Here is a 22,892-nt window from a genome sequence, read left to right as displayed (position 1 = left end):
ATCTTCCGTCGAGGAATGTTGCGGCTGCGCCACCGTGTCGTCGGTGCGCGCCAGCGGATCGGTAAAATTGATCGCGAACAGGCGGTCCCGCAAAATGCCGTTGGATTCCATGCGCCAGAACGTCGTCATCCAGATCGGCGCCTGGTCGCCATTGCCGTGAACGAACAACATGGGCGGAATTTCGGCCGCAGGCGCTGTGGCCGGCGCATTTTGCGCAAAGGCGCGCCAATCGAGACTGCCTGCCGCCAAAGGCAGCACGGAAGCGGCCTTCAGGATCGTCCGCCGCGAGAGATTCATGTTTCTTCCCCATGATTTTCAGTATCTTAGCACCACCACGCGGTGCCTTATAGCCGCCGCGTGGACTGGACAGAGAAGGACCTTCGCAGGCATCACAGATGTCCGCAAGGAATCAACAATCACCAGGGGAGGCTTAGCAGGCAGGATGGACGGGCAGATGACCGACAAGCCGAAACGTTCGTTCTTCGCCGGCGACGGCGTCGCCGCCCCCCTGCAGCACACGATCTTTCGGCGGATCTGGCTGGCGAGCCTGCTGTCCAATCTCGGCCTCCTGATCCAGGCCGTCGGCGCCGCCTGGGCGATGACGCAGATGACCTCGTCCGCCGACAAGGTGGCGCTGGTGCAGACCGCCTTGATGCTGCCGGTCATGCTGATCGCGATGCCGGCCGGCGCCGTCGCCGACATGTTCGACCGCCGCATCGTCGCGCTGGTGTCCCTCGCGATCGCGCTCGTCGGTGCGACCACGCTCACGACCCTCACCTTCCTGGGCCTCGTCACCCCGCAGATCCTGCTGGCGCTGTGCTTCGTTGTCGGCAGCGGCATGGCGCTGTTCGGTCCGGCCTGGCAATCCTCCGTCAGCGAACAGGTGCCGTCCGAAACGCTGCCGGCCGCGGTGGCGCTCAACGGCATCAGCTACAACATCGCGCGCAGCTTTGGGCCGGCGATCGGCGGCATCGTGGTCGCGACCGCGGGTGCGGTCGCCGCTTTCGCCGCCAATGCCGTTCTGTATCTGCCGCTGCTGATCGTGCTGTTTCTGTGGCGGCGCGTCAGCGAGCCCGCAAAACTGCCGCGCGAGCGGCTCAACCGCGCCATCGTTTCCGGCGTGCGCTACATCGGCAATTCGCCGCCGATCAAGATCGTGCTGGCGCGCACGCTGGTGACCGGGTTGATCGGCGGCTCGGTGTCGGCGCTGATGCCGCTGGTGGCGCGCGACCTCCTGCATGGCGGCGCGCAGACCTATGGCATCATGCTGGGCGCGTTCGGCATGGGTGCTGTGATCGGCGCGCTGAACATCGGCGCGCTGCGCAAGCAGATGAGCGGCGAGGCCGCGATCCGCGCTTGCGCGCTCGCGATGGGCGGGGCGATCGGCGTGGTCGCACTGAGCCATGAGCCGGTGATCACGGCCGCCGCGCTGGTGGTGGCGGGCTCGGCGTGGATGCTCGCGGTCGCGCTGTTCAATATCGGCGTGCAGCTGTCGGCGCCGCGCTGGGTCGCGGGCCGCTCGCTTGCCGCCTTCCAGGCCTCGATCGCCGGCGGAATTGCGATCGGAAGCTGGGGCTGGGGCCATCTCACCGACGCGGCCGGCGTCGAAGCGGCACTGCTGGTCTCCGGCGCGCTGATGCTGGCCTCGCTCCTGCTCGGCATCTGGCTGACCATGCCGCCGGTCGGACGGCGCGATGAAGACGCCGAGACGCTGGCGGATCCCGAGGTGCGGATCGCGCTCACCGGGCGCAGCGGACCGCTGATCGTGGAAATCGAATACCGCGTCGCGCAGGACGACGCCCGCGCCTTCCACCAGGTGATGCAGGACGTGCAGCTCTCGAGGCAGCGCAACGGCGCCTATGGCTGGTCGGTGGCGCGCGACATCGCCGATCCGGAATTGTGGACCGAGCGCTATCACTGCCCGACCTGGCTCGACTATCTGCGCCAGCGCAACCGCTCGACCCAGTCCGAGCGCGCGCTGCACCAGACGGCCATCACATTCCACATGGGACCCGATCCGATTCGTATCCGCCGCATGCTGGAGCGGCCGTTCGGATCGGTGCGCAAGGACGACCCGCCGGTCAACGACGTGCTGCCGGTGGTCGCGAGCGCCGCGGGCAGCAGCACCTGACGATACTGATCGTCATTCCGCGGCGATGCGAAGCATCGAACCGCGAATGACGTGCTTATTTGCGTAATACGAATCGTGGGCTCGAGGCTACGGGTTCGCGCTACGCACGCCCCGGAACGACGGACTATTGTCACTGCCCGTGGTCGGTCAGGACCTTGTCGCAGGCCTTCGTCAGCCGGGCGCGGTGCTCCTTCAGACAGGTCAGCACGGCCTGGTCGCCATCATTGATCACAGGCCGGCAAAAGCGCGTGACGTCGCGCGCGCAGGCGTCGTGTCCGACCTGCTGGGCGGAGGCACTTGCGGCGAAAACAAGAAGGGGAACCACAACGAGAAACCGGACCATCCGCCTTGCGTCCTCAATCAGTCAACCAGCCGATCCATTTCTAGGCCACGGGCCATCATGGCCGCAACGCATTTTGCCGCCTTCGGGAAAGCCGGCGAGGCACCGAGCGGCTAGTTCGCTGCGACCTTGCCCTTGGCGGCGAGATCGCGGTCCATCACGGCACGGCAGCCACTCGACAACTCGGCGCGATGCTTGAACATGCAGGCGGTGATCGCGGGGATGTTGGGGATGTCGGAGCTGCACAAGCGAAACGCGTCACCGGTGCACATCTGCTGAGCCTCCGCGCTGAAGGCAAAGCTCGGCTGCACGGACAACGCGGACATGGAGGCCGCAAAGGCCAGCACCGCGGCGACCTGACGAATCGTGCGACGGAAAGAGGCGGTCATGTCGGGGCTCCCATTGGCACCGCGGCGCGTGCGGTGCGTTGTTGCGATGGCGGCACGATGCGCTGATGTCATCGCGGCGACTGTGACGGCCATCACAACGGGAGCCTAATCTGTGACAAGCGTCACACCCGAATCGTCAGGGGGCTGAATTCGCGGGCCGAAACGAAGCGTGTTTGTCTGTCGTTAACACTTTCTTCGCATTAATAGCTCGCGCGGCACGTATCAGTGCGCGTCCCCAGGGTCGAGTATCGCGTGGAGCGGGAAAGAATAACATGATGCGCAACCCATTAGCCGCTCTGTCGGCCTGTTTCCTTGTGGCGATCGCGATCGCCGGAATCTGGTATTTTGTTGCTTTCCGTCACGCCGATCAGGCGCCGCTGACGATGGCGGCAAAGCCGGCCGAGCAGCTCCCGCCTGCGTCGGCCAAACTTGCAGCAAAAGATGATGTCGAGATCACGGGCGCGATCGCGAACAAGTCCGCCGCGCCACCCCCGGCGGCGGTCCCTATAGCAGCGCCCGCCGCTCCGCAGAAGGCGGCCTGCGCCAACCCGGACGCGCTCGGCGTCGGCCGCGTGGTCGAGATCGACACCACAGGCGGCCCCGGTTTTGGTTTCGAGCATTTCAAGACCCTCGACTTCCTGGAGCCGAAGGAGGTCGTGCTGACCTTCGATGACGGCCCATGGCCGGGAAACACGCCCGCGGTGCTGAAGGCGCTCGACGACGAGTGCACCAAGGCGGTGTTCTTTCCGATCGGCAAGCATGCGACCTACCATCCGGAGATCCTGCGCCAGGTTCTGGCCGCCGGTCACACGGTCGGTGCGCACACCTGGTCGCATGCCAACCTCAACGGCAAGAAGATGACCGATCAGCTCGCGCAGGATGAGGTCGAGAAGGGTTTTAGCGCGGTGAAATGGGCGCTGGGTGCCGATCCGTCGCCGTTCTTCCGCTTCCCTCAGCTCGAGCACCGTCCCGCGACGATGGCGTATTTCGGCACCCGCAACGTCGCGATGTTCTCCTGCGATCTCGACTCCTTCGACTTCAAGAAGGATGCGACGCCGGACAAGATCGTGAACACCGTGATGACCAAGCTCGACAAGCTCGGCAAGGGCATCATCCTGATGCACGATTTCCAGAAGCACACCGCCGAGGCGCTGCCGACCCTGCTGCGCCGGCTGAAGGCTGGCGGCTATAGCGTCGTGCAGATGACCGCCAAGACAAAGCTGCAGACCCTGCCGGACTATGACGAGGCTTTTGCCAAGGAAGCCAAGCTGCCGACCGCCAGCACGCGTCCGGTCTCCAGCGTCGTGCAGACCGTGGCGCGGTAATTCGTAACGGCGGTCTTCCCTCTCCTCCGCAACGTCCCTCGTCCATGGCCGGGCTCGTCCCGGCCATCCACGTCTCATGCTGCACACTTTCTGTGATGGCCGTCACGTAGCCGCGTTGGAACCTCGTTGAACTCCATCGCCCGGGAGTTCCATAGCCATTTTCCCGCCACAGTTGAAAAACCAGCAGTTGTATTCGAGTCACAGTGTTCCGCACGGAAATCATTTAGAGTTGTAGGCGGAATTCAAAAACACAACCGTTGGGCGGTCGCAGCTGACGGATCAGCGGCGACGGAATGGAGAATTTATGATGCGGAAGATTTGGTTGGTTCCAGCAGCGCTCGCTGCACTCGGCATGGCCACCCCGGCAGCGGCAGCCGATCTGGCGGCGAGGCCGTACGTCAAGGCGCCGCCTCCGGCCATGGTTGCAATCTATGATTGGAGCGGTTTCTACATCGGCGGCAATGGCGGCTGGGGCCAGGCCCGGGCCTGCCTGGACTTCGTAGGCCCGGCTGGAATCCTGACCACTGAGGGTTGCCGGACCGGGTCGGGCGGCGTGGTCGGCGGTCAGATCGGTTATCGCTGGCAGACCGGCGGATTCGTGTTCGGTGTGGAAGGTCAGGGTGACTGGGCCAATCTCAGGGCCTCGCGCGTCAGCCTGATCAATCCAGCCTTCACCGAGCGGGTCAGGGTTGACGGGATCGGTCTGATCGACGGTCAGATCGGTTATGCCTGGAACAACGTGTTGCTCTACCTGAAGGGCGGCGCGGCCGTGACCGGCAGCCGCCTGGACATTCTGGGTCCGACCGGCGTCGGTGTGGCGGCCGTGAGTGCGACCCGCTGGGGCGCCAATGTGGGCGCCGGATTCGAGTATGGCTTCACGCCGAACTGGTCGGTGGGCGTCGAATACGACCATCTGTTCATGGGCCGCAACAACAATTCCTTCTCGGTGGTCAATCCGATCGTCGCCACCGCGATCAACAATCGCGTGAGCCTCGACGTCGACATGGTCACGCTCCGCTTCAACTACCGTTTTGGCGGCTTCGGTGGCTACAGCGCGCCGGTCGCCGCGCGCTACTGATAAGATCAACCTCGGCGGATCGAGCCCCGGACATCGTCCGGGGCTTTTTTTTGCGCCACGCCCTGCCGCGCGCCGCAGCGAAACGCCGATGGTGGACGCCCAGCATGCGGCGCTGGATTGCCTGGAAACGAACGGCTCCCTAAGTTGAGCGCACTGCCATCCGGCGGCAGTTCGAGCAACGTCACACGACCAACCCATGGCCCTCCTCATCAGCGGAATCCTGCTCACCGCGCTTGCCTGGATCGTTGCATGGGGCACGTCGGGCTTCCTCTCCGAGCATACCTTCTTTCCGCTCTGGCTCGGCTACATCCTCGCCGTCAACGGGCTGTCGGAGGTGCGCTTCAAGTCCTCGCTGCTCGAGACCATGGGCGGATCGTTCCTGCTGCTGTTCCTGATCTCGATTCCGCTGTGGTGGTTCTTCGAGGGGATGAATGCGATCGTCCAGAACTGGCACTATCGCCTCGCTCAGCCGGTCTCGTCGACGCAATACGTCCTCGAGGCGTCGCTCGACTTCTCGACCGTGGTGCCCGCGGTCCTGTCGACGGGTTTTCTGCTGCTCGCGGCTGCGCGCGACTTCCGTGTCCCCTGGCCGCGCTGGCGGCCGCGCGTCTCGGAACGCGGATTGGCGGCAGCGGTGCTGATCGGGATCGGCTGCTTCGCGCTGCTACCGCTGTTTCCGGACGAGAGCTTTCCGCTGGTCTGGATCGCGCCGATCCTGATCCTGGAGCCGATCGCCTCCGCCATCGGCTTTCCATCGCTGCTGACGGACGTCCAGACCAATGGCTGGAGACGCGTGTTCGCGGTGATGACGGCCACCCTCGTGACCGGCTTCTGGTGGGAGATGTGGAACGTCTATTCGCTGCCGAAATGGACCTATACCATTCCCTATGTCGGCTTCTGGCACGTGTTCGAGATGCCGCTGCTCGGCTATCTCGGCTATCCCTTCTTCGGCATCGCCGTGTTCAGCTATGCGGCGATCATGCTGATGCTGCTCACCAAGCAGAACCTGCTGGTGCTTTTACCGCAGGCGGAAAAATGATCTGCCGGCGAACCGCGCAGGACCCTCGGGCGTCAGAGCGACGAACGGCGGCGAGCCCGCCGCCGTCCGCAAATGCTCGCGTCAGTACGGAGACTGATTGGGGCAGACCCAGTTGCCGTAGCTGTTCTGATAGCAGCCATTGTTGTAATAGCCGTTGTTGTAATAGCCGTATGCGCCAGCCGCTGCTGCGCCGACCGCTGCTCCCGTCGCCGCCGCGCCCCATGGATAATAGCGACCGGCGTAGCGACCGCCATAAGCATAGCCGGGACGGCCCGCGTAACCCGGACGGCCCGCGATCGGATGGCTTGGACGCACCCGCCCCGCCGCCGCATAGCGGCTCCCGCCGCCATGGACGCGTCCGGCATGAACGGCGCCGCCGCGATATCCGCCGCCGTGGAATCCGCCGGCACGGGCGCCTCCACCGCCACGACGCGCGAATGCGTCGTCGGGGACCAGGCTTGCGCCGACGAGCGTCGCTGCTGCGAGAATGATGAGACCATAACGAAGCATCGCATTACCTCCTGATGATTAGGGTGCCGTCCATGCGTCGGTTTTGGACCGCGACCCAGAAATTCCAGAAATGCGGTCGCGTGCTCATGGGCGAAACGGCACCCGCGCACAGGATTGGAGCGTCTCGTATGGCCCTCTTGAGCTAGATCAAGGGAACGCCGCGATCTCATCCGGCGTGCGCGCCATGGAACTGAACCGAGCGCGACTCACGCTCCTCACGATGCGTGCGCGGTCGGCAGCAAAAACTGCTACTTCTTCTTGACGTCGGAAAACGCCGTCTCGACCACGTCTCCAATCGATTGCCAGGTCCGGCCATCGAACTGCACCAGCCGCAGTTGCTTGATGGGCCGAAAATCAGAGCGTGCGGTGCTGATCCTGATGCCTGGGAGCAGAACGGAGACCTGGTAGTTGTCCAAGGCTGCCGCCTGCCGCATCACGTTGTCGCGCGACAGATCATCGCCGCATTGCTTGAGTACCTGCACCAGCGTTTCGGCGGCGGCATAGCCGAACAGTGCCGCGCTCTGATCTTTTGCTCCACTCTGATCATATCGCTCCATGAACGACAGCCAGTCCTTGATCGCCGGATCGTCTTTCCATGCGGGATCGTCGACATCCTTCAAAAACGTGGCCGAGACGACACCGACCGAGTTCTCCAGACCTGCCGGCCTCAGCGCGTTGGCGATCGACGCCGCCATGTCGTTCAACAGGAACACAGGATGCCAATTGAGACCTGCCGCGATGCGGATGGCCCGGGCGGCATTGGCCGGCACGCCTGCGAACAGAAAGACGTCGGCGCCGGATCGCTTGAGTATCGAGATGTGGGTGTCGAGATGCTCATCCGACATCTCGTAGGCGATGTCGACGATGATCATCCGGGCGAGGTCGCCAAGCCCCTCCTCCAGTCCCTTGTACACGTCTCTGCCGAACTGATCGTTCTGCCACAGCGCGACGATCTTCCGCCCCGGATAGAACGCCTGGATGTAGTTGGCGTAGATGCGCCCGACCGCCTTGGCTGACGGTTGCCATCCCATCGTCCACGGATACAGCGAGGGATTGCTCAACTGCTCGTCGCCGGACGCGACGAAGAGCTGGGGAATCTCGTTCTCGTTTAGATAGCGGCGCACCGCGAGATTGCCAGGGGTTCCGAACGATCCGAACATCAGCAGGACCTTGTCCCGCTCCACCAATCCGCGCGTGAGATCGAGCGCGGTCGTGGGATCGGAACTGTCGTCGTAGGAGATGAAGCGCAGCTTCCGCCCGTTGATCCCGCCGCGCTCGTTGATCATTGCAAAATACGCGGCTTCGGCCTTTCCGATCGAACCAAAGGCCTCCAAGGCGCCGGTATACGGCATCAAATTGCCGATGCGAATCTCGGTGTCGCTGACGCCTTGCTCGTGCGCACGCTGCGTGATCGCGCCCAGTGAAGTCACGGCGACCACGAGTGCGGAGAGCGTTCGGCCTAACGCTTTCATCTCAAGGTCCGATCATCCCTCGGTGACGGCCGCAAGTGAGGCACCGACGCAGGCTCGAATGCCGCGGCGCGCGCGGCTTGATCCAGATCAAGCGGCGCAGGCGTTGTGCGTGGCCGGCGGCGCGCCAAAAGCGCGTTGTGGCCACAAGGCAACGACGGCGGCTCTTTTGAGCCGCCGCCTTTCGCCTGATGCATGCCAGCACCCTACTGACAGGGATAAGTCCGACCGTCGTCCAGTTTGATTGTAGTGCCGGGGCGGCAAGCGATGCCGTTCTGCTTCGCGTAGTCGTCCCAGCTCTGGTGATAGCCGTAAGGACCCATGCCGGCTCCGTACGGGCCGCCCTCTTGATAGGCTCCATAGCCTTGGTAGGCGCCATAGGCGTAGGGCGCACCCGCGACGGCAGCAGCCGTACCAAGCGCTGCAGCACCGACCGCGGCAGCACCTGCGGCGCCGACACCGTACGCGCCGCGTCGCGCATGCCGACGCGCAACCCCGGCACCGCTCATGGGCGTCAGCGGCCGACCGACGCGCGCCTGCGCGCTTTCGACAGAGAGTGAGAGGCCGCCCTGCTCGGACCAACCGAGGGAGAAGGTGGCTGCGACCGCAAAGACAGACGCTGCGAGAGTAGCCTTTTTGAGATGTTTCATTGGCTTTCTCCGTGTGCTCATACGAAACGCTGGAGGGTCCCAGCGCGCCAACCTCGCCGGGCTTGATCCAGATCAATACGCTCGGAAATCGCGCAGAAAACCCGATAAATTTGCTGTGACCGTCATATCCGGCGCACGATGGGGCGATCGCCCGCTGGACCGGTCACGACGACTTTACAGCTCAGGGCATCCAGCCCGAGTAGCCGGTCTCGGCGCGCCGGGCGACGAACTTGACGCCGCAGGCATGACGATTCCTCCAGACCATCTGGCACCAGAGCGTGGTTCTGAAGCCATCGAACGACAGTTCGAACTCGTCCGCGAAGAGATAGTATTGCGCGGCCTCGAGGCACGCGCCCTCCGCGCTCAGGCTCTTTACGACGCAGGGATGAACGCCCTGGAGCCCTTGGAAGTGAAGCAATGCAAGGCGATCGATCGGGATGTCAGTCAAGGCGCGAGGTTCCAGCATGTGAAGCTTTTGCCCTCTCAAAACCCGGCCGGTGTCGCGCGGCTTCCCGTGCGGACCGCCATAACCGCATCATCGTGCCGGAGAGCGCGTGAAATGGCCGCGGACAGGAACGGGCGACAAGGCCGATCGATCGAGATGTTCAACATGTCAGGCAAAATCAAACTGTATGAAAAGTAGAATCTGATTGAATTGGCTTGCGCCCGTGACGGTGTTATCAAGCGCTGACAACAGCTTCGAAGCAAATGGTTTCGTGGCTTTTGCCGGGCCGGCGACCTCCTGTCCTGGTCATTGCATCACGGGATCCAGACCCATCAGAATCCCCGTTGAGCGGTATGGTGATGTGTCGCCCCCGCGCGCCGCTTGGTTCGACGATTTGCTTGCTTGAAGAGCCTGAATCACGCCCGTCAAAAGATAACTTCCTATTCATATAACTGTACGTTGGTGAAATCTTCGTCGAATTCACGACACACAAAGTGCGGATGAATTTCCCGTGATCGTGTAGGGACAACGCGACTGCAGTCGCCGCTCCCGGAGCAGAGGCCTTGCATCGTTGAGCCAGATCAACATCCCTCCGGCCGCCCAGCCGAGAAAGGCGCTGCACCGCTTGCGACGGGAGCAGGCCAATGATGCGCCCTCTGCTGGTCGAAATTCGTCAAAACCCGCTGCTCTGGATGTTGGCGTTCGTGCCGCTCGTGCTGGCGGCCGAGGCGATCGCGCCCTCGGCTCACACGGTTCTGTTCGTGCTCGCCATCCTGGCCATCGTGCCGCTTGCCGCGCTGCTCAGTCACGCAACGGAGAGCGTCGCCGCAAAGACCGGCGATGCGATCGGCGGGCTGCTCAATGCAACGCTCGGAAACCTGACGGAGCTGATCATCGCGATCGCGGCACTGCAGGCCGGAGAATATCTGCTGGTCAAGGCCTCGATCGCCGGTGCCATCGTGACCAATACGCTGTTCATGCTGGGCACGGCGTTCCTGCTCGGCGGACTGCGGCACCACGTTCAGGACTTTAATCGCGCCGGGGGACGGCTGTATTCAGGGCTGCTGCTGATGGCAACCATTGCCCTGCTCGCGCCCGCGGCCGTCGCCGACCTCGAGCTGGCGCAAGGCGCGCAGGTCACGCAAAAGCTCAGCGCCGGTCTCGCCATCCTGCTCATCGCGGCTTACGCGCTGGGCCTGTTGTTCTCGCTCGTGACTCACAAGGAATTGTTTGCCGCCGCAGATCACGGTGAGGCCGAGGGTGCGCCGTGGCCGCTTGGGCTGGCCGTCGGCACGCTTCTCGTCGTCACGGTGCTGGTGGCGCTGGTCAGCGAGATCTTCGTCAGCTCCGTGCAGAAGGCCGGCGAGACGCTGGGCATGAGCGAGGCCTTTGTCGGTTTCATCATCGTCTCGCTGGTCGGCGCTGCGGCCGAAATGGCCGTCGCGTTTTCCGCCGCACGCAAGAATCGCCTCGACATGAGCGTCAGCATTGCGCTCGGCAGCGCATCGCAGATTGCGCTGTTCGTGGCGCCCGTGCTCGTGCTGCTCAGTTACGTCATCGGCCCCCATCCGATGGATCTGCAGTTCTGGCCCGGCGCCGTGACCATGGTGATGATTTCCGCGGTCGTTGCCTCGTTCATCACCAATGGCGGCCGCTCGGCCTGGTTCGTCGGCGCCCTGCTCGTCTTCATCTATGTCATTTTCGCCATGACGCTCTACGTGCTGCCCCCGCGCGCCTAAGAGTATGATGAAGTTTGCTGGAATCGGTTATCGGCCCGGCTGTTCACCCCTCCCGCGACCGCTTGCGGGGAGGGGCGCATCCTCCGTACGGTTCTGATCGAAACTCATTTCATCGCGCTTTAATCTCGCTGCAAAGTGAGACTCAGCACCTCAAAGATCACCGCGGTCGACCAGCCGAACAGCAGCACACCATTCATCGCCGTCATCGGCCCGGTCAGACGCCAGCGCGCCACCGGAACGATGTCGCCATAGCCGAGTGTGGTGAAATTGACGAAGGCGAAATACAGCCGATCCGTGCCCTCCGGCGCTGCATCGACGATGGCGTAGGCCAGCGACCAGATCGTGATCTCGCAGAGATGTGCGGCCATCAGCACCGCGACCGTCCCGACCATCACCGTGGACAGGCGCAACGTCGGGCGGGACAGCCACTTGGCTGCCGCGCTTCGCGCAACGCGAATGACCACGATCATCGCAATCGCGTGAACGACGATGTTGGCGAGATTGACCGTGCATCCGAATGCGATCTGCCGCAGCATGCTGGCCTCGCGCGCCTCAGCGCGGACGCGAACTCAGGACGGCGCCAAATCGGCGAAAAGCTTCGATGCCTGGCGACGATGCATGACGGCCTCCTCTTGCGACGCCGGTGTCGCGGCAGCGACGCTTGCTTCCCTGGGCAGCACGAGGTGTTGATCTCGATCAACACATCGTTCTTTGCTTGTGTGTGATCGCCTGTTCTATGATCAAAGATGGTTCTTCAATCTGCCGGTGTCGTGCTTGAGGAAGCCCAGCGAATCGTTATTGCAAGGAGAACTGGTTTCTCACCTCATCCCGCGGATGCTTTTCCTGATATCCCTCGGCGCTATTGCCGCGGTGTGGTGGTGGCTGGGCACACCGGTTGATTTGGCACGCGCGCCGATCGATCCGAATGACAAATTACAATGCATATCATACGCCCCCTTCCGCAGCCGTCAGACGTCACTTTCACCAGCGACGCAGGTGTCTCGGGACCAGATCGCGGAAGATCTCGCCCAGCTTGCGAAGATAACCGACTGCATCCGGACCTATGCGACCGATCTTGGTCTTGATCAAATTCCCGAACTTGCGGCCAAGGCCGGCCTCAAGGTCATTCAGGGCATTTTTCTTGACAAGGACCGGCAGAAGAACCTGACGCAGATATCAACGGCGATACGCCTCGCCAAAGATTATCCAGGAACCATCATCGCGCTCGTGGTCGGCAACGAGACTTTGTTGCGCAAGGACATAACAGCTTCCGACCTCGCCGCCACGATCCGCTCGGTCAAGGCGCAGGTCACCGTCCCCGTCACCTATGCCGACGTCTGGGAATTCTGGCTCAGCAATCGCGAACTTTATGACGCCGTCGATTTCGTTACCGTTCATATCCTGCCATATTGGGAAAACGTTCCGATCCCGGCGGAATCTGCTGCCGTCCATGTTGACACGATCCGCCGGCAGATGGCGTCGGCTTTTCCGGGCAAGGAAATTTTTATCGGAGAAATAGGTTGGCCGAGCGAGGGGCGGATGCGCGAATCAGCGCTGCCCTCGCGCGTCAATCAGGCCCGGGTGGTCTCGGAGATTCTCGACCTCGCCCGGCGCGAGAATTTCCGCGTCAACCTGTTCGAGGCCTATGATGAATCCTGGAAGCGAGAGATCGAGGGCACGGTCGGCGGGTCTTGGGGCCTGTTCGATTCCGTGCAGCGCACGCTGAAATATCCGCCCGGGATCCCCATCAGCAATTTTCCGTTTTGGAAGCTGCAAATGTGCAGTGGAATGGCGCTGGCGAGCCTGGTATTCGGCGTGGCATGGCTGACCTTACGCCGCAAGCCCAGGGAGCCCAGGCTGGCCTCATGGTTTGCGATCGGAATATCGGCAACAACAGCCGGTATCCTGTTTGGAGTGGCCGCCCAAAAAGCCTTTTATGAAAGCGACGGAGCGGGTGGCTGGCTTGTGTGGGGCTCGCTTCTGCTGGCGACAACTGCTTCGCCGGTGTTTGGTGCTAACGCACTCATGTCGGGTCGCCCATCAGCCAGCTTTCTAGAATTGCTGGGTCCGGAGGGCTACCGGACTGAATCGATGCTGGCGATCATGCATGGATTGGCCTTGATCGTGACCGTCGTGATCGGGACGGAGACTGCACTGGGCCTTGTGTTTGACCCGCGCTTCATTGATTTTCCGTTTGCGCCGCTCACCATGGCGGCGGTGCCTTTTGCGGCTGTGACGCTGCTCAATCCCCCGGAGAAAGGAATCCGCGCTGTGGCGGAATCGATGTTTGCCGGCGTATTTTTTGTAGCGGCGATCTATGTGGGGTTCAACGAAGGGCCGGCCAACTGGCAGTCGCTGTGGACTTGCGGCGCCTATTTGCTGCTTGCGGTTACGATGTGGCGGGCGCGTGCCTGAGAAATGGGAAAACGGGCACCGAATCCCTTCGAGGAACGATATGCGCCGGGACCTCAACAAGAGCCCGTGTTCATTGTGTTCGCCGGAACCGGAAAGTCGACGCGCTCAATGCTGGCTGAGCCAATCTTGAATCGCGTCAAACAGTCTGGTTAGAGCCTTTTTGGCAGGAAGCGATCAGAAGGGTGAACTGCATCGCTTACGTTCTCGATTTGCACCGGGAAGTTGCACCAAGGTCGAAGTCCTGGTACGATTGAGAAATCGCTCACGCTTTCATACTGCGATCGTCGGCGAGTGCCGCGGACGACCGAACTCAGGCGGGACGAAGAGCGAGTGCGGCGATTTTCATCTCGCCGCTTTCTAAACTTACCTCGGCGGGAGATCTAAACTCTCCGGTTAGGCGAGGTGCATGGTGACATCAATCTCGCAGACGGCAGCGCCAGCGGATGTTCAGGCACCGCCAAAGGCAACAGCGCGCAACGCCGCACTGGACCGCACCCGCACCTTTCTCACGCTGGTGGTGCTGCTCCATCACGCCGTCATTCCATACACTTATTTCGGTCATACCGATCCAAAGTCGTGGATCGGCTTTGACATGATCGTGCTCGCCACTGACAGCTTCTTCATGGCGATGTTTTTCTTTCTGTCGGGCCTGTTTGTGTGGCCGGGACTTGCGCGCAAGGGACCGCTGGACTATCTGCGCGATCGCCTGATCCGGCTCGGTTTGCCTTTCGTGATCTGCGCCTTCACGATCATCCCGCTGGCCTACTACGCGATCGAACTGCGTCAGCATCCGGACGTCAGCTTCGCCGATTTCTGGTGGAAAACCATCACTGAAGGACCTTGGCCGAGTGGCCCCGTTTGGTTCCTTTGGGTGTTGCTCAGCTTCGACGTGGTCGCAAGCGTCCTTTACAAGCTCTCGCCCGCACTTCTCGACCCGATCAATCGCCTGTCGCTGCGCGGCCATGACCATCCCGCGCGGTTCTTCGTTGCCATGCTTGCCGTCACCGCCGTGCTATACATCCCGGGTCGAGTTCACTACGGACCATTCAGCTGGTTCGAGTTCGGACCGTTCTCGGTCCAGCACGGACGCGTACTGCTGTATGCGACCTACTTCTTTTTTGGTGCGGGCATTGGCGTCAGGTACCTGGACCGCGGATTGCTGGCTTCCGATGGCGAGCTTGGAAAGCGTAGCCTGGCCTGGACGATTCCAGCACTCGTCCCCTATTGCCTCATGTGGGTGCTGATCTACGTCAAGCGCGAAATACTCGGAAATCCGCCTCGGCTGCCCGACTGGTATGAAGCGACCTATGGACTGTTCTTCGCGGCCTTCAGCGTGGCCATCATGTTCACGATCCTGGCCTATTTCCTGAGATTCAAGCAATCAGGCTGGAGCAGCCTCGATCCCATGCAGTCCGCTGCCTACGGCATGTTTCTGGTGCACTACCCGATTGTGCTTTGGCTGCACTATTGGATGTTCGACTTCGACATCCCGGCGATTGCCAAGGGCCTGATCGCATTCGTGCTCACCGTCTTTCCTGAGCTGGGGCGCGACTGAAGCGTTGCGAAAGCTTCCAGGCGCAAGGCACGTGCTTTAGGTCGTATCCGCAAAAGCTGCGTGCGGATGGATTTCAGGACGGCGCTCTTCGCATATTCGAGCGATCAGTCCGCAGCCGATGGTCCTCATGCAGTGAATAGAACATCGCCGAACGATTGCCCGGAGTGGTCGCCATGATGAGGAATATCGTAGCCGGACTTGTGCTGGTGGGTTTGATGATCATTGGCGTGCTTGCCTTCGCCCAGAAACATGATGGGTGCTTGCACGGGCATTCGATCAAAGACTTCAAGCCCTGCGGATCGGTCAGCACTTCAATATAGCAGCTGCGATAGTCGGGGCTCGCGTAGCGCTATTGAGGCGGCATGACCCATTGGACGGCGAGCATCGTCGCACTATCGTTGGCAGGCTTTGCCGGCGCCGCGAGCGCGCAGGTCGACTGCCGCACGATACCTCACGGGCCGGCGCGCACCGATTGCTACCTCGGCCTAACTCAGTTCTATCGCGGACAATCGGATCTCGCTGCGGCCAAGGCGCGCGCCCAAGCGGACGCCGCGTGGTATCGGGCAATCACGGGAACAGACCCTCCAGGACACAAGCCGCATCGGCGACGATGAAGCGGGGCAGACCTGCACAGCCAGGCGGAAAGAATCCGATTTCTGGACCCGTTAAACCCCGCGGGATCAAGAGATCGATCGCTCTGCAGCCGTCAATCCTTCGCCTTCAGTTGCGCGTCATTTTCGGCAATGAACGCACGAATCTCATCCGACATGTTCAGAAGTTTCAACCATTGCTCTTTGTAGAGAGTGACGGGAAAGCGTCCCATTCCGTAAACCGAGACGGCCCCCTTGTCACTGACCTTCATGCGGATGCCGTCGGAAGCTCCTTTCTTGAGAGCGGCATTCTCCCTGCGGAGACGTTCAAGCTCAGCTTTCATATCATCATCGGGCATGGCGTTTTCCTTTCGCTGGCATGAATTTATCACGCCATGCCCGCCGCTCGTAAACAAATCGCAACGGAGTGCTCCGGCTACGCGGCGCCAAGGATCGTTGCCCAACGCGCAATGCTGGTCCGTGCGATCAGCTTCACGCGGTGTTGGAGCAATGCGAGGCGCGCTGAGCGTTACGAGATTGACCAAACTCAGGGCTGCAGCGCACCGGTGAAGCGGTCGACGTCGCGAAAGCGAATGAGCGAGCCTTGCATGATTGCTTCAATCGAGCCGTCGTCAGCCACCCGATACGGGATGCCTCCGTAGACCCCATCCGGCTCGAATGCTTCGTGAGGCTGGTAACGCCCAGCTGCCGCGATGAGCAAACGCTCTTGTCGCAAATTCGGAAATGCAAGCAGGAGCAAGACAGCGAGCAGGGGAGAAAGAAACATCGAGATGAGAAACCAGCCGAACGCGCTGCGTCCTCTGGAGTCCGCGGCTCCCGCAATGAAAACGGCGAGAAGAAACCAAATGGCAAAGACCGCGATCTCCATTCGACCGCTCCGGGATGAAAGCCATATTATTGCATCTGCAACCAGGACCTGCAAGACGGCTGGTAACGCACGCAATCGGATGAAAGCTGGCGTGATTCGCAGACCGACGGCAAGGAAAAAGGCGCCCAACGGCGGCTCGAGAATTTCCCTGCCCCGCGCGATCAGCGAGGCGGAATGCGGACATGGCGTTTTTGGATAAGGTCGTCACGGTCGCTTCGCATTGATCTCTAAGTCAGCGTCATCATATCGCGGAAGGCAATTGGTCTCGCCTCGCACAAGAATATGAAGCCAAGATCAACCACGCGATATCATCGCAATCGCCAAGTAATGCGCAATCTATATCGATTGCTATGAACCCAGGCCCGAACTAAAGCGAGCGGCAGCTTCACGCAGCTGCGCTCGATCGTTTGTTTCGGGACGTTGCTCTGTTCAGCACATTACGGAGAAGAGGCTGCGGCGGAGGCTCGGCTTGCGAGAAGTAAGTGAGAGTCAGCCGGTCCGGCTCGCTTCAGCTGCTCGCGCGCAGGCGAACCCAACATCGGCGACTTGAAAAGGCTGGTGCCGCAAGAGGGACTCGAACCCCCGACCCCGTCATTACGAATGACGTGCTCTACCAACTGAGCTATTGCGGCGAAACCTAAAGTCCGCGTCCGGGACTCGAAAATCCGGCGACGCGTCGCGCTCCTGATATCGGGCGACGCCCGAATTGGCAAGGACGACGCGGGGGCTTCGACAGCGCGCGATGGAATCCTGACGCCGCGACGAAGCTGGTGCCTCCTCCCGCGTGCCGGGTAGGACCGAGCCGGAGGGCGACCACGAGGGTCGCCCCTACGCGGGTTGTAGGGGCGCCCCTCGTGGGCGCCCCAATCCGGGACCCGCACCCCCGACCCCTCGCCCGCAAGAGGGAGGGGAGAAGAGGCACCGTCGCTTACCCCCCGAGCCGCGACCAGAATCCGCGCCAGCCGCCGGCCTGCGCCTTGGCGGTGCCGATCTGGTCGGCGAATTCGTCCGCCGGTTCCTCGTCGTCTGCGACGCCGGGATCGTCAGGCGCCCGCAGCACCGGAACGATCGCCGGAATCGGTTGGATCGGCGAGCTGTTCGGCCGGGCGAGATCACGGCGGCTGCGGAACAGCGGCGGAACGACGGGTTCCGCAGCCGCCGGCTGCGGCGCGGCTGCCACGGACGCAGCGGGGACCGGTGGCACGGATTCAGCGGGAGCCGGTGAAACCGGCGCAAGCGTAGGCGCGGCGGCCGGTTCGGCCGCTTTCTCGACGGGCGCCTCTGCGGGCTTTTCCGCAGGCTGCTCGGCAAGCTTTTCGCTCGCCGCGTCGGCAATCCCATCGGCGACCTTGGCCGGAGGCGGCGAATTGTCCTGGGTCGTCGCCGGCAGCGCCAAGGGCGGCGCACGCGGCGGTTCCTGCCGCGGTGCTTCCTGCGGCGCGTCGGTCGGCCCGTCCGGCGGACCGGACGACCGGCGCGGCGGCGGCGCCGCCAGCATCGCTTCCTCGAACGGCGAGGTCTCGATCGTCGCAGCCTTGTCGGAGGGCAGGCTCGCCACCGGCGTCTGCCATCTGAACGCATCGATCCGACCGGTGACCGGCGACACCGGCCGCCAGCGGTCGCTGACATAACCGTCCGCGGTCCACACCGGGTCGTGGCGGGCGCGCACGGCGCGCAGGGTCCAGGTCCGCGCCCGGCCGGAATCGCCGTGCTCGGTGCGCTCGATCTCCGCCATCAGCATGGCGACGCGCTGGGTCGGCTGCTCGATGAACGGTTTGAGCGCATCGCGCGCGCGCGAAAATTCCGCGGCATCGATCGCGGCCCGCGCGATCGCCAGCGCGCCCTCGATATGGCCCGGCGTCTTCGCCGCCAGCGTCTCGACCCGGGTCAGCCGCTGCCGCGCCGAATCGCCGAGCCGGACATGGGCATAGGCGTCGGCGAGATCGGGATGCGGCTCGGCGAGCCAGGCGGCCTCGACGATGCGCATCGCGCGCCGCACCTGGTGCGCCTCGCTTTCGAATTTCGCGGCCAGCGCCGCGGCCGGAATCAGCGTCGGCGCCAGCTTTACCGCTTCCATCACGCTCTCCCGCGACAGGTCGCGGTCCTGTGTCTCGAGCTCCAGCGCGCGCGCCGTCAAAAGCACGCCGCGCTGGCGGCGGTAGGACGCCTTGTCAATGAGACCGGCCGCGTGGTTGTTGTCGAGGATGTTGAGCGCGCCCTGCCAGTCACCCTTGGCGCAGCGGAAGCCGAGCACGGCATGGGAGGCCCAGGTCGAGGACGGCGCGATTTTCAGCGCCTCGTCCGCGATCATGACCGCCGCGACCGCATCGTCGGCGCGCTGCGCCTCGATGAACAGGCCGCGCAGGCCGAGCAGCCGCGTGTCCTCGCGCTCGGCCATGGCGCGGAACACCGCCCTGGCGCCTTCGCGGTCGCCTTCGAGCTGGGCGGATTGCGCATGCAGCAGCAGCGCCAGCGGATCGCTGCCGGCCAAGCGCCGGGCGACATCGGCATGCGCGCGCGCGGCGGTGGCATCGCCATGGCCGATCGCGAGCAGGCCGTGGGTGATGGCATGACGGCCCCGGGCATGACGGCGTTCGCGGCGGGCGCGCCGGATTTTTCCGGGCGTGCGCCACAACCCGGCAAAAATGCTCCAGACCAGCATGGCCGCGACCACGACGATGCCGAGCGCGAGTGCGAACACCGACAGCGAGGTGGTCATGCGCACCGAGCCCCAGGTCACCACGACATCGCCGGGCTGATCGGCAACCCAGGCGGCACCCGCCGCCATCAGGACAATCAGAATCAGGAACAGAACAATTCGAAACATGGCAATCCTACTGGGCCGGCTTGGCGAGCGCGGCCATGGCATCATCGGCAAAGCGGCGGGAGGCGGCGAGCGCGGCATCCCGCGCATCGGCCTTGTCGAGCCAGGCCTGCGCCGGGGCCCGATCGGTCGGCGGCAGCGAGCTCAGCTCCTTGCGCGCCTCGGCAAAATCGTTGCGCAGCGCGGCCGCCGTGATGCGGCCGACCACGGCCCCGCGGTCGCTGCCGGTGGCGTCGGTGCGTTCGATGCGCACCAGCCTGGCCGCGCCGGCCTGCAGGCGGTCGACGATGCCGCTGCCGGTGGTCGCCGCGGCGTCGGTGGCGGGCGGCGACAGTTTTGGCACCAGGGTCAGCAGTTCGCGCGTCATGACAGGCGGATTGGGTATGCCGGTGTCCGCGAACGCGTCGAGCGGTTTTAGCGCCTGCGGATCGCCTGCCAACGCCTTCGCCGTGGCGAGCGTCGCCGCATAGGGATCGCCGTGCCGGACCGCGACGTCGAGCAGCGCGGCTGCGACCACGCGCCGCAGAGCCATGTCATCGGCCGGCTTGGCGTCTGCGATTTTTTCGGTCTCGGTGGCAATCGCCGCGCTCTGGCTGCGGGCGGTCTGTTCCAGTTTGGCCAGGCGATCGTTGATGCCGGAAAGATCGACCGGCGCGGCCGCCGCCGCGCGCGGGGCCGACTTCAGAGTGCTGACATCGGAGGCCAGCGCCTCCGACTGGCTGGCCTGTTTGGCGACATCGGCGCGCAAGGCGGCCAGCGCCTTGTCGAGCGCATCGGCGCGCGCGGCGGCAACCGGATCGGAGGCCGGCTTGCTCGTCTTGGCCTCGACCGCGGCAAGGCGTCCGGTCAGTTCGTCGAGCGCGGCCACGCTGACCTGTGAGGGAGCCTGCACCGGCGGCCAGCCCAGCATCCAGCCGATTCCGATCACCAAGGCCGCGGCGACCGCGCCCGAAAACGGCGCGACCACCCAGGGCGAGATTTTCGCCCGCGGCGGCGGCACCGCCTCGCGCGGCGGCTCGGCCTCCGCGTCGACTTCGGGGTCCGCATCGCCTTCCGGCGCAGCGGCCGCCTCGGTTTCGGGCGCCGCCTCGGTCTTCACCTCCGACGGTTCGAGATCGATGGTCGGAGGCGGGCGCTTGACCCGTCCGGCTTCAGGCACGGATCCTCCTTGTTCGAGCGTATCTTCGGCCATCGCCTCGGGTTCCCTAAATCGACAACGCAACTGTTCCGGATTCGGCCCGCCCTCTTACGCCATTCGGCGGCGCAACGCACGAGGGCTGATGAGCTGCCTTTCGCAGCACGTCCGATGTCGTGACGTGCCACAGTTAAAGTTATGACAAGATTTGCATTTTTATTCCGGCCCGTCACGCCGATCGTTCGAGAGCCGAGAGCAGGGCAGTTTCGTTGGGCGCGCCTGCGACCATGACGCGGGCTGCGCCGGCCTCGCGCAGAACCCGCGCCACGGCCGCCGAGATGCAGCATTGCGCAACCGCAAGCGCCGAGATTTCGATGCCGTCGGCCCGCGCGGCCTGCAGAAAGGCCGCCGCGCTGCGCGCGGAATAATGCAGCACGGCCTCGATCTGGCCCGCTGCGAACGCCGTGCGCACCGCCTCCGGCAGGCGATCCATCGCGACCATGCGGTAGACGATCCGGCTGGTCACCTCGATCCCATGGGCGCCGAGCTCGGCGGCGAGATCGTGCGCGATGGTTTCACCCGACAGATGCAGCAGCGGACCCGCCTTCACCCGCTTGGCGCGAATGTGGCCCAGCACCAGATCCCGCAGCGCGGCACCATCTCCGTCAGCCGAAAACACCTTTTCGAACCCGGCGCGGCGGGCGGCCGTCGCGCTGTGCTCGCCGACCGCAAACAGCGGCAGTTTTGACAGCGCATGGCCCTTGAGCTGCGGCTCGACCGCACGCAGCGCATTGGCCGAGGTGACGAGGACCGCGGCGGCATCGGCATCGAAGCCGGCCGGCAGCGGCACGGCCTCGAACCGCAGCACCGGCGCCAGCAACGGCTCGAGCCCCCGCGCCCGCAAGACGGCGGCGGTGGACTCGCTGTCGGGATAGGGACGCGTCACCAGGACTGCCATCGAAACTCGCTTGTCTCGTCCAACTCCGATCGGACGATTGCATGTCAGCCGCCGGGAGTGTTACGCGGTTGCCCAACCGAAACGCTGCTTTCGCCGCCAACGCAAGGGCTCACATTGGACAAGGACAAACGGTCGCTGGTGCTCGGCATCGAGACCACCTGCGATGAGACCGCTGCCAGCGTGGTGGAGCGGGCCGCCGACGGCTCGGGGCGGATCCTGTCCAACATCGTGCGTTCGCAGACCGAGGAACATGCCGCCTATGGCGGCGTGGTTCCGGAGATCGCGGCGCGCGCCCATGTCGACCTGCTCGACGGCATCGTGGCGAGCGCGATGAAGGAGGCCGGCCTCGAATTCGCGCAGCTCTCGGGCGTGGCGGCGGCGGCCGGCCCGGGCCTGATCGGCGGCGTCATCGTCGGCCTGACCACGGCGAAGGCGATCGCGATGGTGCATGGCACGCCGCTGATCGCGGTCAATCATCTCGAGGCGCATGCGCTGACGCCGCGCCTGACCTGCGCGCTCGCCTTTCCCTATTGCCTGTTCCTGGCGTCCGGAGGCCACACCCAGATCGTCGCGGTGGCCGGCGTCGGCAATTATGTCCGGCTCGGCACCACGCTCGACGATGCGATCGGCGAGGCCTCTGACAAGGTCGCAAAGATGCTGGGCCTGCCCTATCCCGGCGGGCCGCAGGTCGAGCGCGCCGCGGCGGGGGGCGATCCCATGCGCTTCGATTTTCCGCGCCCGATGCTCGGACGGGGCGATGCGAATTTTTCGCTGTCCGGCCTGAAGACGGCGGTGCGTAACGAGGCGAGCCGGCTGACGCCGCTCGATGCCAGGGCGATCAGCGATCTCTGCGCCGGCTTTCAGGCCGCCGTGCTGGAATCTGTCGCCGACCGCCTCAAGGTCGGCATAAAACTGTTCAACGAGAAATTCGGACCACCCCGTGCGCTGGTCGCCGCCGGCGGCGTCGCCGCCAACCAGGCGATCCGCGGCGCGCTACAAGATGTCGCGGCCGCGGCGCAGACCACGCTGATCATCCCGCCGCCACAGCTCTGCACCGACAATGGCGCGATGATCGCCTGGGCCGGCGCCGAGCGGCTGGCGCTCGGCATGACGGATCAGATGGACGCCCCGCCGCGGGCGCGCTGGCTGCTCGATGCCAACGCCACCGCGCCGGCGAAGTTCGCCAATACAAGGGCGGGTTTCTGAGTGAACGCGATGAGTAAAAACTGTCGCCGCGAGCGCGGTCTGCTCCCCTCCCCTTTGCGGGCAGGGCAATCGCATATGGCGTTTGAACGCTGGCGGTGCGCTCCCTCCCCCGCTTGCGGGGGAGGGCTGGGGTGGGGGCGTCGTGCGAAAAAGGCTGCAGCGGAGGCCAGGGCGGCCCCCACCCGCCGCGCAAGCGCGGCGACCT

General features: G+C 63.9%; 20 protein-coding genes, 1 tRNA gene and 2 pseudogenes. 8 read left to right on the top strand and 15 right to left on the bottom strand.

The genetic code is table 11. The features are described 5' to 3' along the window. A pseudogene (locus JOZ76_RS01855) lies at positions 1 to 297 on the bottom strand (hydrolase); the annotation flags it as partial. A 157-nt stretch (positions 298 to 454) separates the two neighbouring features. Between JOZ76_RS01855 and JOZ76_RS01850 the strand changes: the two are divergent. Further along, positions 455 to 2,131, top strand: a complete 1,677-nt coding sequence (locus JOZ76_RS01850) for an MFS transporter (RefSeq protein ID WP_291696928.1) — start codon at positions 455 to 457, stop codon at positions 2,129 to 2,131. A gap of 130 nt (positions 2,132 to 2,261) precedes the next feature. Here JOZ76_RS01850 and JOZ76_RS01845 read toward each other — a convergent pair whose 3' ends face one another. Together JOZ76_RS01845 and JOZ76_RS01840 are read right to left on the bottom strand one after the other, a co-directional pair. After that, positions 2,262 to 2,474: a hypothetical protein gene (locus JOZ76_RS01845; RefSeq protein WP_291696927.1), complete on the bottom strand. Its 213-nt coding sequence runs from the start codon at positions 2,472 to 2,474 to the stop codon at positions 2,262 to 2,264. Positions 2,475 to 2,584: 110 nt separating this feature from the next. Beyond that, positions 2,585 to 2,860, bottom strand: coding sequence for a hypothetical protein (locus JOZ76_RS01840; protein ID WP_291696926.1), 276 nt, complete (start codon positions 2,858 to 2,860; stop codon positions 2,585 to 2,587). A 275-nt stretch (positions 2,861 to 3,135) separates the two neighbouring features. On the opposite strand from JOZ76_RS01840, the gene JOZ76_RS01835 reads away from it, so the two are divergent. The 3 genes from JOZ76_RS01835 (at position 3,136) to JOZ76_RS01825 (ending at position 6,302) form a co-directional block, all read left to right on the top strand. Next, positions 3,136 to 4,185: a polysaccharide deacetylase family protein gene (locus tag JOZ76_RS01835; RefSeq protein ID WP_291696931.1), complete on the top strand. Its 1,050-nt coding sequence runs from the start codon at positions 3,136 to 3,138 to the stop codon at positions 4,183 to 4,185. A 307-nt stretch (positions 4,186 to 4,492) separates the two neighbouring features. Then, on the top strand, positions 4,493 to 5,263 hold the full coding sequence (locus tag JOZ76_RS01830) for an outer membrane protein (RefSeq protein WP_291696925.1): 771 nt from the start codon (positions 4,493 to 4,495) through the stop codon (positions 5,261 to 5,263). Between the two features lie 196 nt (positions 5,264 to 5,459). Continuing rightward, a complete protein-coding gene (locus tag JOZ76_RS01825; protein WP_291696924.1) occupies positions 5,460 to 6,302 on the top strand; it encodes a hypothetical protein in 843 nt (280 codons plus the stop codon). Positions 6,303 to 6,383: 81 nt separating this feature from the next. Here JOZ76_RS01825 and JOZ76_RS01820 read toward each other — a convergent pair whose 3' ends face one another. From JOZ76_RS01820 to JOZ76_RS01805, 4 genes are all read right to left on the bottom strand, one after another. Beyond that, positions 6,384 to 6,812 (bottom strand): hypothetical protein, encoded by a 429-nt coding sequence (locus tag JOZ76_RS01820; protein ID WP_291696923.1) that lies wholly within the window; start codon positions 6,810 to 6,812, stop codon positions 6,384 to 6,386. 248 nt (positions 6,813 to 7,060) lie between these two features. Further along, positions 7,061 to 8,284, bottom strand: a complete 1,224-nt coding sequence (locus JOZ76_RS01815; RefSeq protein WP_291696922.1) for an ABC transporter substrate-binding protein — start codon at positions 8,282 to 8,284, stop codon at positions 7,061 to 7,063. A gap of 203 nt (positions 8,285 to 8,487) precedes the next feature. Then, positions 8,488 to 8,931, bottom strand: coding sequence for a hypothetical protein (locus JOZ76_RS01810; protein WP_291696921.1), 444 nt, complete (start codon positions 8,929 to 8,931; stop codon positions 8,488 to 8,490). Positions 8,932 to 9,112: 181 nt separating this feature from the next. Next, a complete protein-coding gene (locus tag JOZ76_RS01805; protein ID WP_291696920.1) occupies positions 9,113 to 9,397 on the bottom strand; it encodes a PilZ domain-containing protein in 285 nt (94 codons plus the stop codon). 626 nt (positions 9,398 to 10,023) lie between these two features. On the opposite strand from JOZ76_RS01805, the gene cax reads away from it, so the two are divergent. Beyond that, a complete protein-coding gene (cax, locus tag JOZ76_RS01800) occupies positions 10,024 to 11,115 on the top strand; it encodes a calcium/proton exchanger (protein WP_291696930.1) in 1,092 nt (363 codons plus the stop codon). A 119-nt stretch (positions 11,116 to 11,234) separates the two neighbouring features. On the opposite strand, the gene JOZ76_RS01795 is transcribed toward cax, so the two are convergent. Continuing rightward, a complete protein-coding gene (locus tag JOZ76_RS01795; RefSeq protein ID WP_291696919.1) occupies positions 11,235 to 11,651 on the bottom strand; it encodes a potassium channel family protein in 417 nt (138 codons plus the stop codon). A gap of 298 nt (positions 11,652 to 11,949) precedes the next feature. Here JOZ76_RS01795 and JOZ76_RS01790 point away from each other — a divergent pair, with 298 nt between their 5' ends. Continuing rightward, positions 11,950 to 13,530, top strand: coding sequence for a glycoside hydrolase family 17 protein (locus JOZ76_RS01790; protein WP_291696929.1), 1,581 nt, complete (start codon positions 11,950 to 11,952; stop codon positions 13,528 to 13,530). 406 nt (positions 13,531 to 13,936) lie between these two features. Next, a pseudogene (locus JOZ76_RS01785) lies at positions 13,937 to 15,125 on the top strand (acyltransferase family protein). An 85-nt stretch (positions 15,126 to 15,210) separates the two neighbouring features. Here the strand turns inward: JOZ76_RS01785 and JOZ76_RS01780 are convergent. The 7 genes from JOZ76_RS01780 to JOZ76_RS01750 all read right to left on the bottom strand — a co-directional run bounded on the left by JOZ76_RS01780 (position 15,211) and on the right by JOZ76_RS01750 (position 21,481). Continuing rightward, positions 15,211 to 15,351 (bottom strand): hypothetical protein, encoded by a 141-nt coding sequence (locus tag JOZ76_RS01780; protein WP_291696918.1) that lies wholly within the window; start codon positions 15,349 to 15,351, stop codon positions 15,211 to 15,213. Positions 15,352 to 15,791: 440 nt separating this feature from the next. Further along, positions 15,792 to 16,034 carry a hypothetical protein gene (locus JOZ76_RS01775; RefSeq protein WP_291696917.1) on the bottom strand — a complete coding sequence of 81 codons (243 nt, stop codon included), beginning with the start codon at positions 16,032 to 16,034 and terminating at the stop codon, positions 15,792 to 15,794. A 188-nt stretch (positions 16,035 to 16,222) separates the two neighbouring features. Next, on the bottom strand, positions 16,223 to 16,564 hold the full coding sequence (locus JOZ76_RS01770; protein WP_291696916.1) for a hypothetical protein: 342 nt from the start codon (positions 16,562 to 16,564) through the stop codon (positions 16,223 to 16,225). A gap of 556 nt (positions 16,565 to 17,120) precedes the next feature. Beyond that, positions 17,121 to 17,196 (bottom strand) — tRNA-Thr (locus tag JOZ76_RS01765). 296 nt (positions 17,197 to 17,492) lie between these two features. Further along, positions 17,493 to 19,391, bottom strand: coding sequence for a heme biosynthesis protein HemY (locus JOZ76_RS01760; RefSeq protein ID WP_291696915.1), 1,899 nt, complete (start codon positions 19,389 to 19,391; stop codon positions 17,493 to 17,495). A 7-nt stretch (positions 19,392 to 19,398) separates the two neighbouring features. After that, positions 19,399 to 20,580 (bottom strand): COG4223 family protein, encoded by a 1,182-nt coding sequence (locus JOZ76_RS01755; RefSeq protein ID WP_291696914.1) that lies wholly within the window; start codon positions 20,578 to 20,580, stop codon positions 19,399 to 19,401. Positions 20,581 to 20,752: 172 nt separating this feature from the next. Continuing rightward, positions 20,753 to 21,481, bottom strand: a complete 729-nt coding sequence (locus tag JOZ76_RS01750; RefSeq protein WP_291696913.1) for a uroporphyrinogen-III synthase — start codon at positions 21,479 to 21,481, stop codon at positions 20,753 to 20,755. Between the two features lie 114 nt (positions 21,482 to 21,595). Between JOZ76_RS01750 and tsaD the strand changes: the two genes are divergently transcribed. Further along, positions 21,596 to 22,687, top strand: coding sequence for a tRNA (adenosine(37)-N6)-threonylcarbamoyltransferase complex transferase subunit TsaD (gene tsaD / locus JOZ76_RS01745; RefSeq protein ID WP_291696912.1), 1,092 nt, complete (start codon positions 21,596 to 21,598; stop codon positions 22,685 to 22,687). The last annotated feature ends 205 nt before the right edge of the window (positions 22,688 to 22,892 follow it).

Origin of the sequence: Bradyrhizobium sp., assembly GCF_019244115.1 — a bacterium.
Lineage (GTDB): Bacteria > Pseudomonadota > Alphaproteobacteria > Rhizobiales > Xanthobacteraceae > Bradyrhizobium.
Note: the sequence above shows the minus strand (reverse complement) of the source record. Positions and strands in the feature narration are given on the sequence as shown.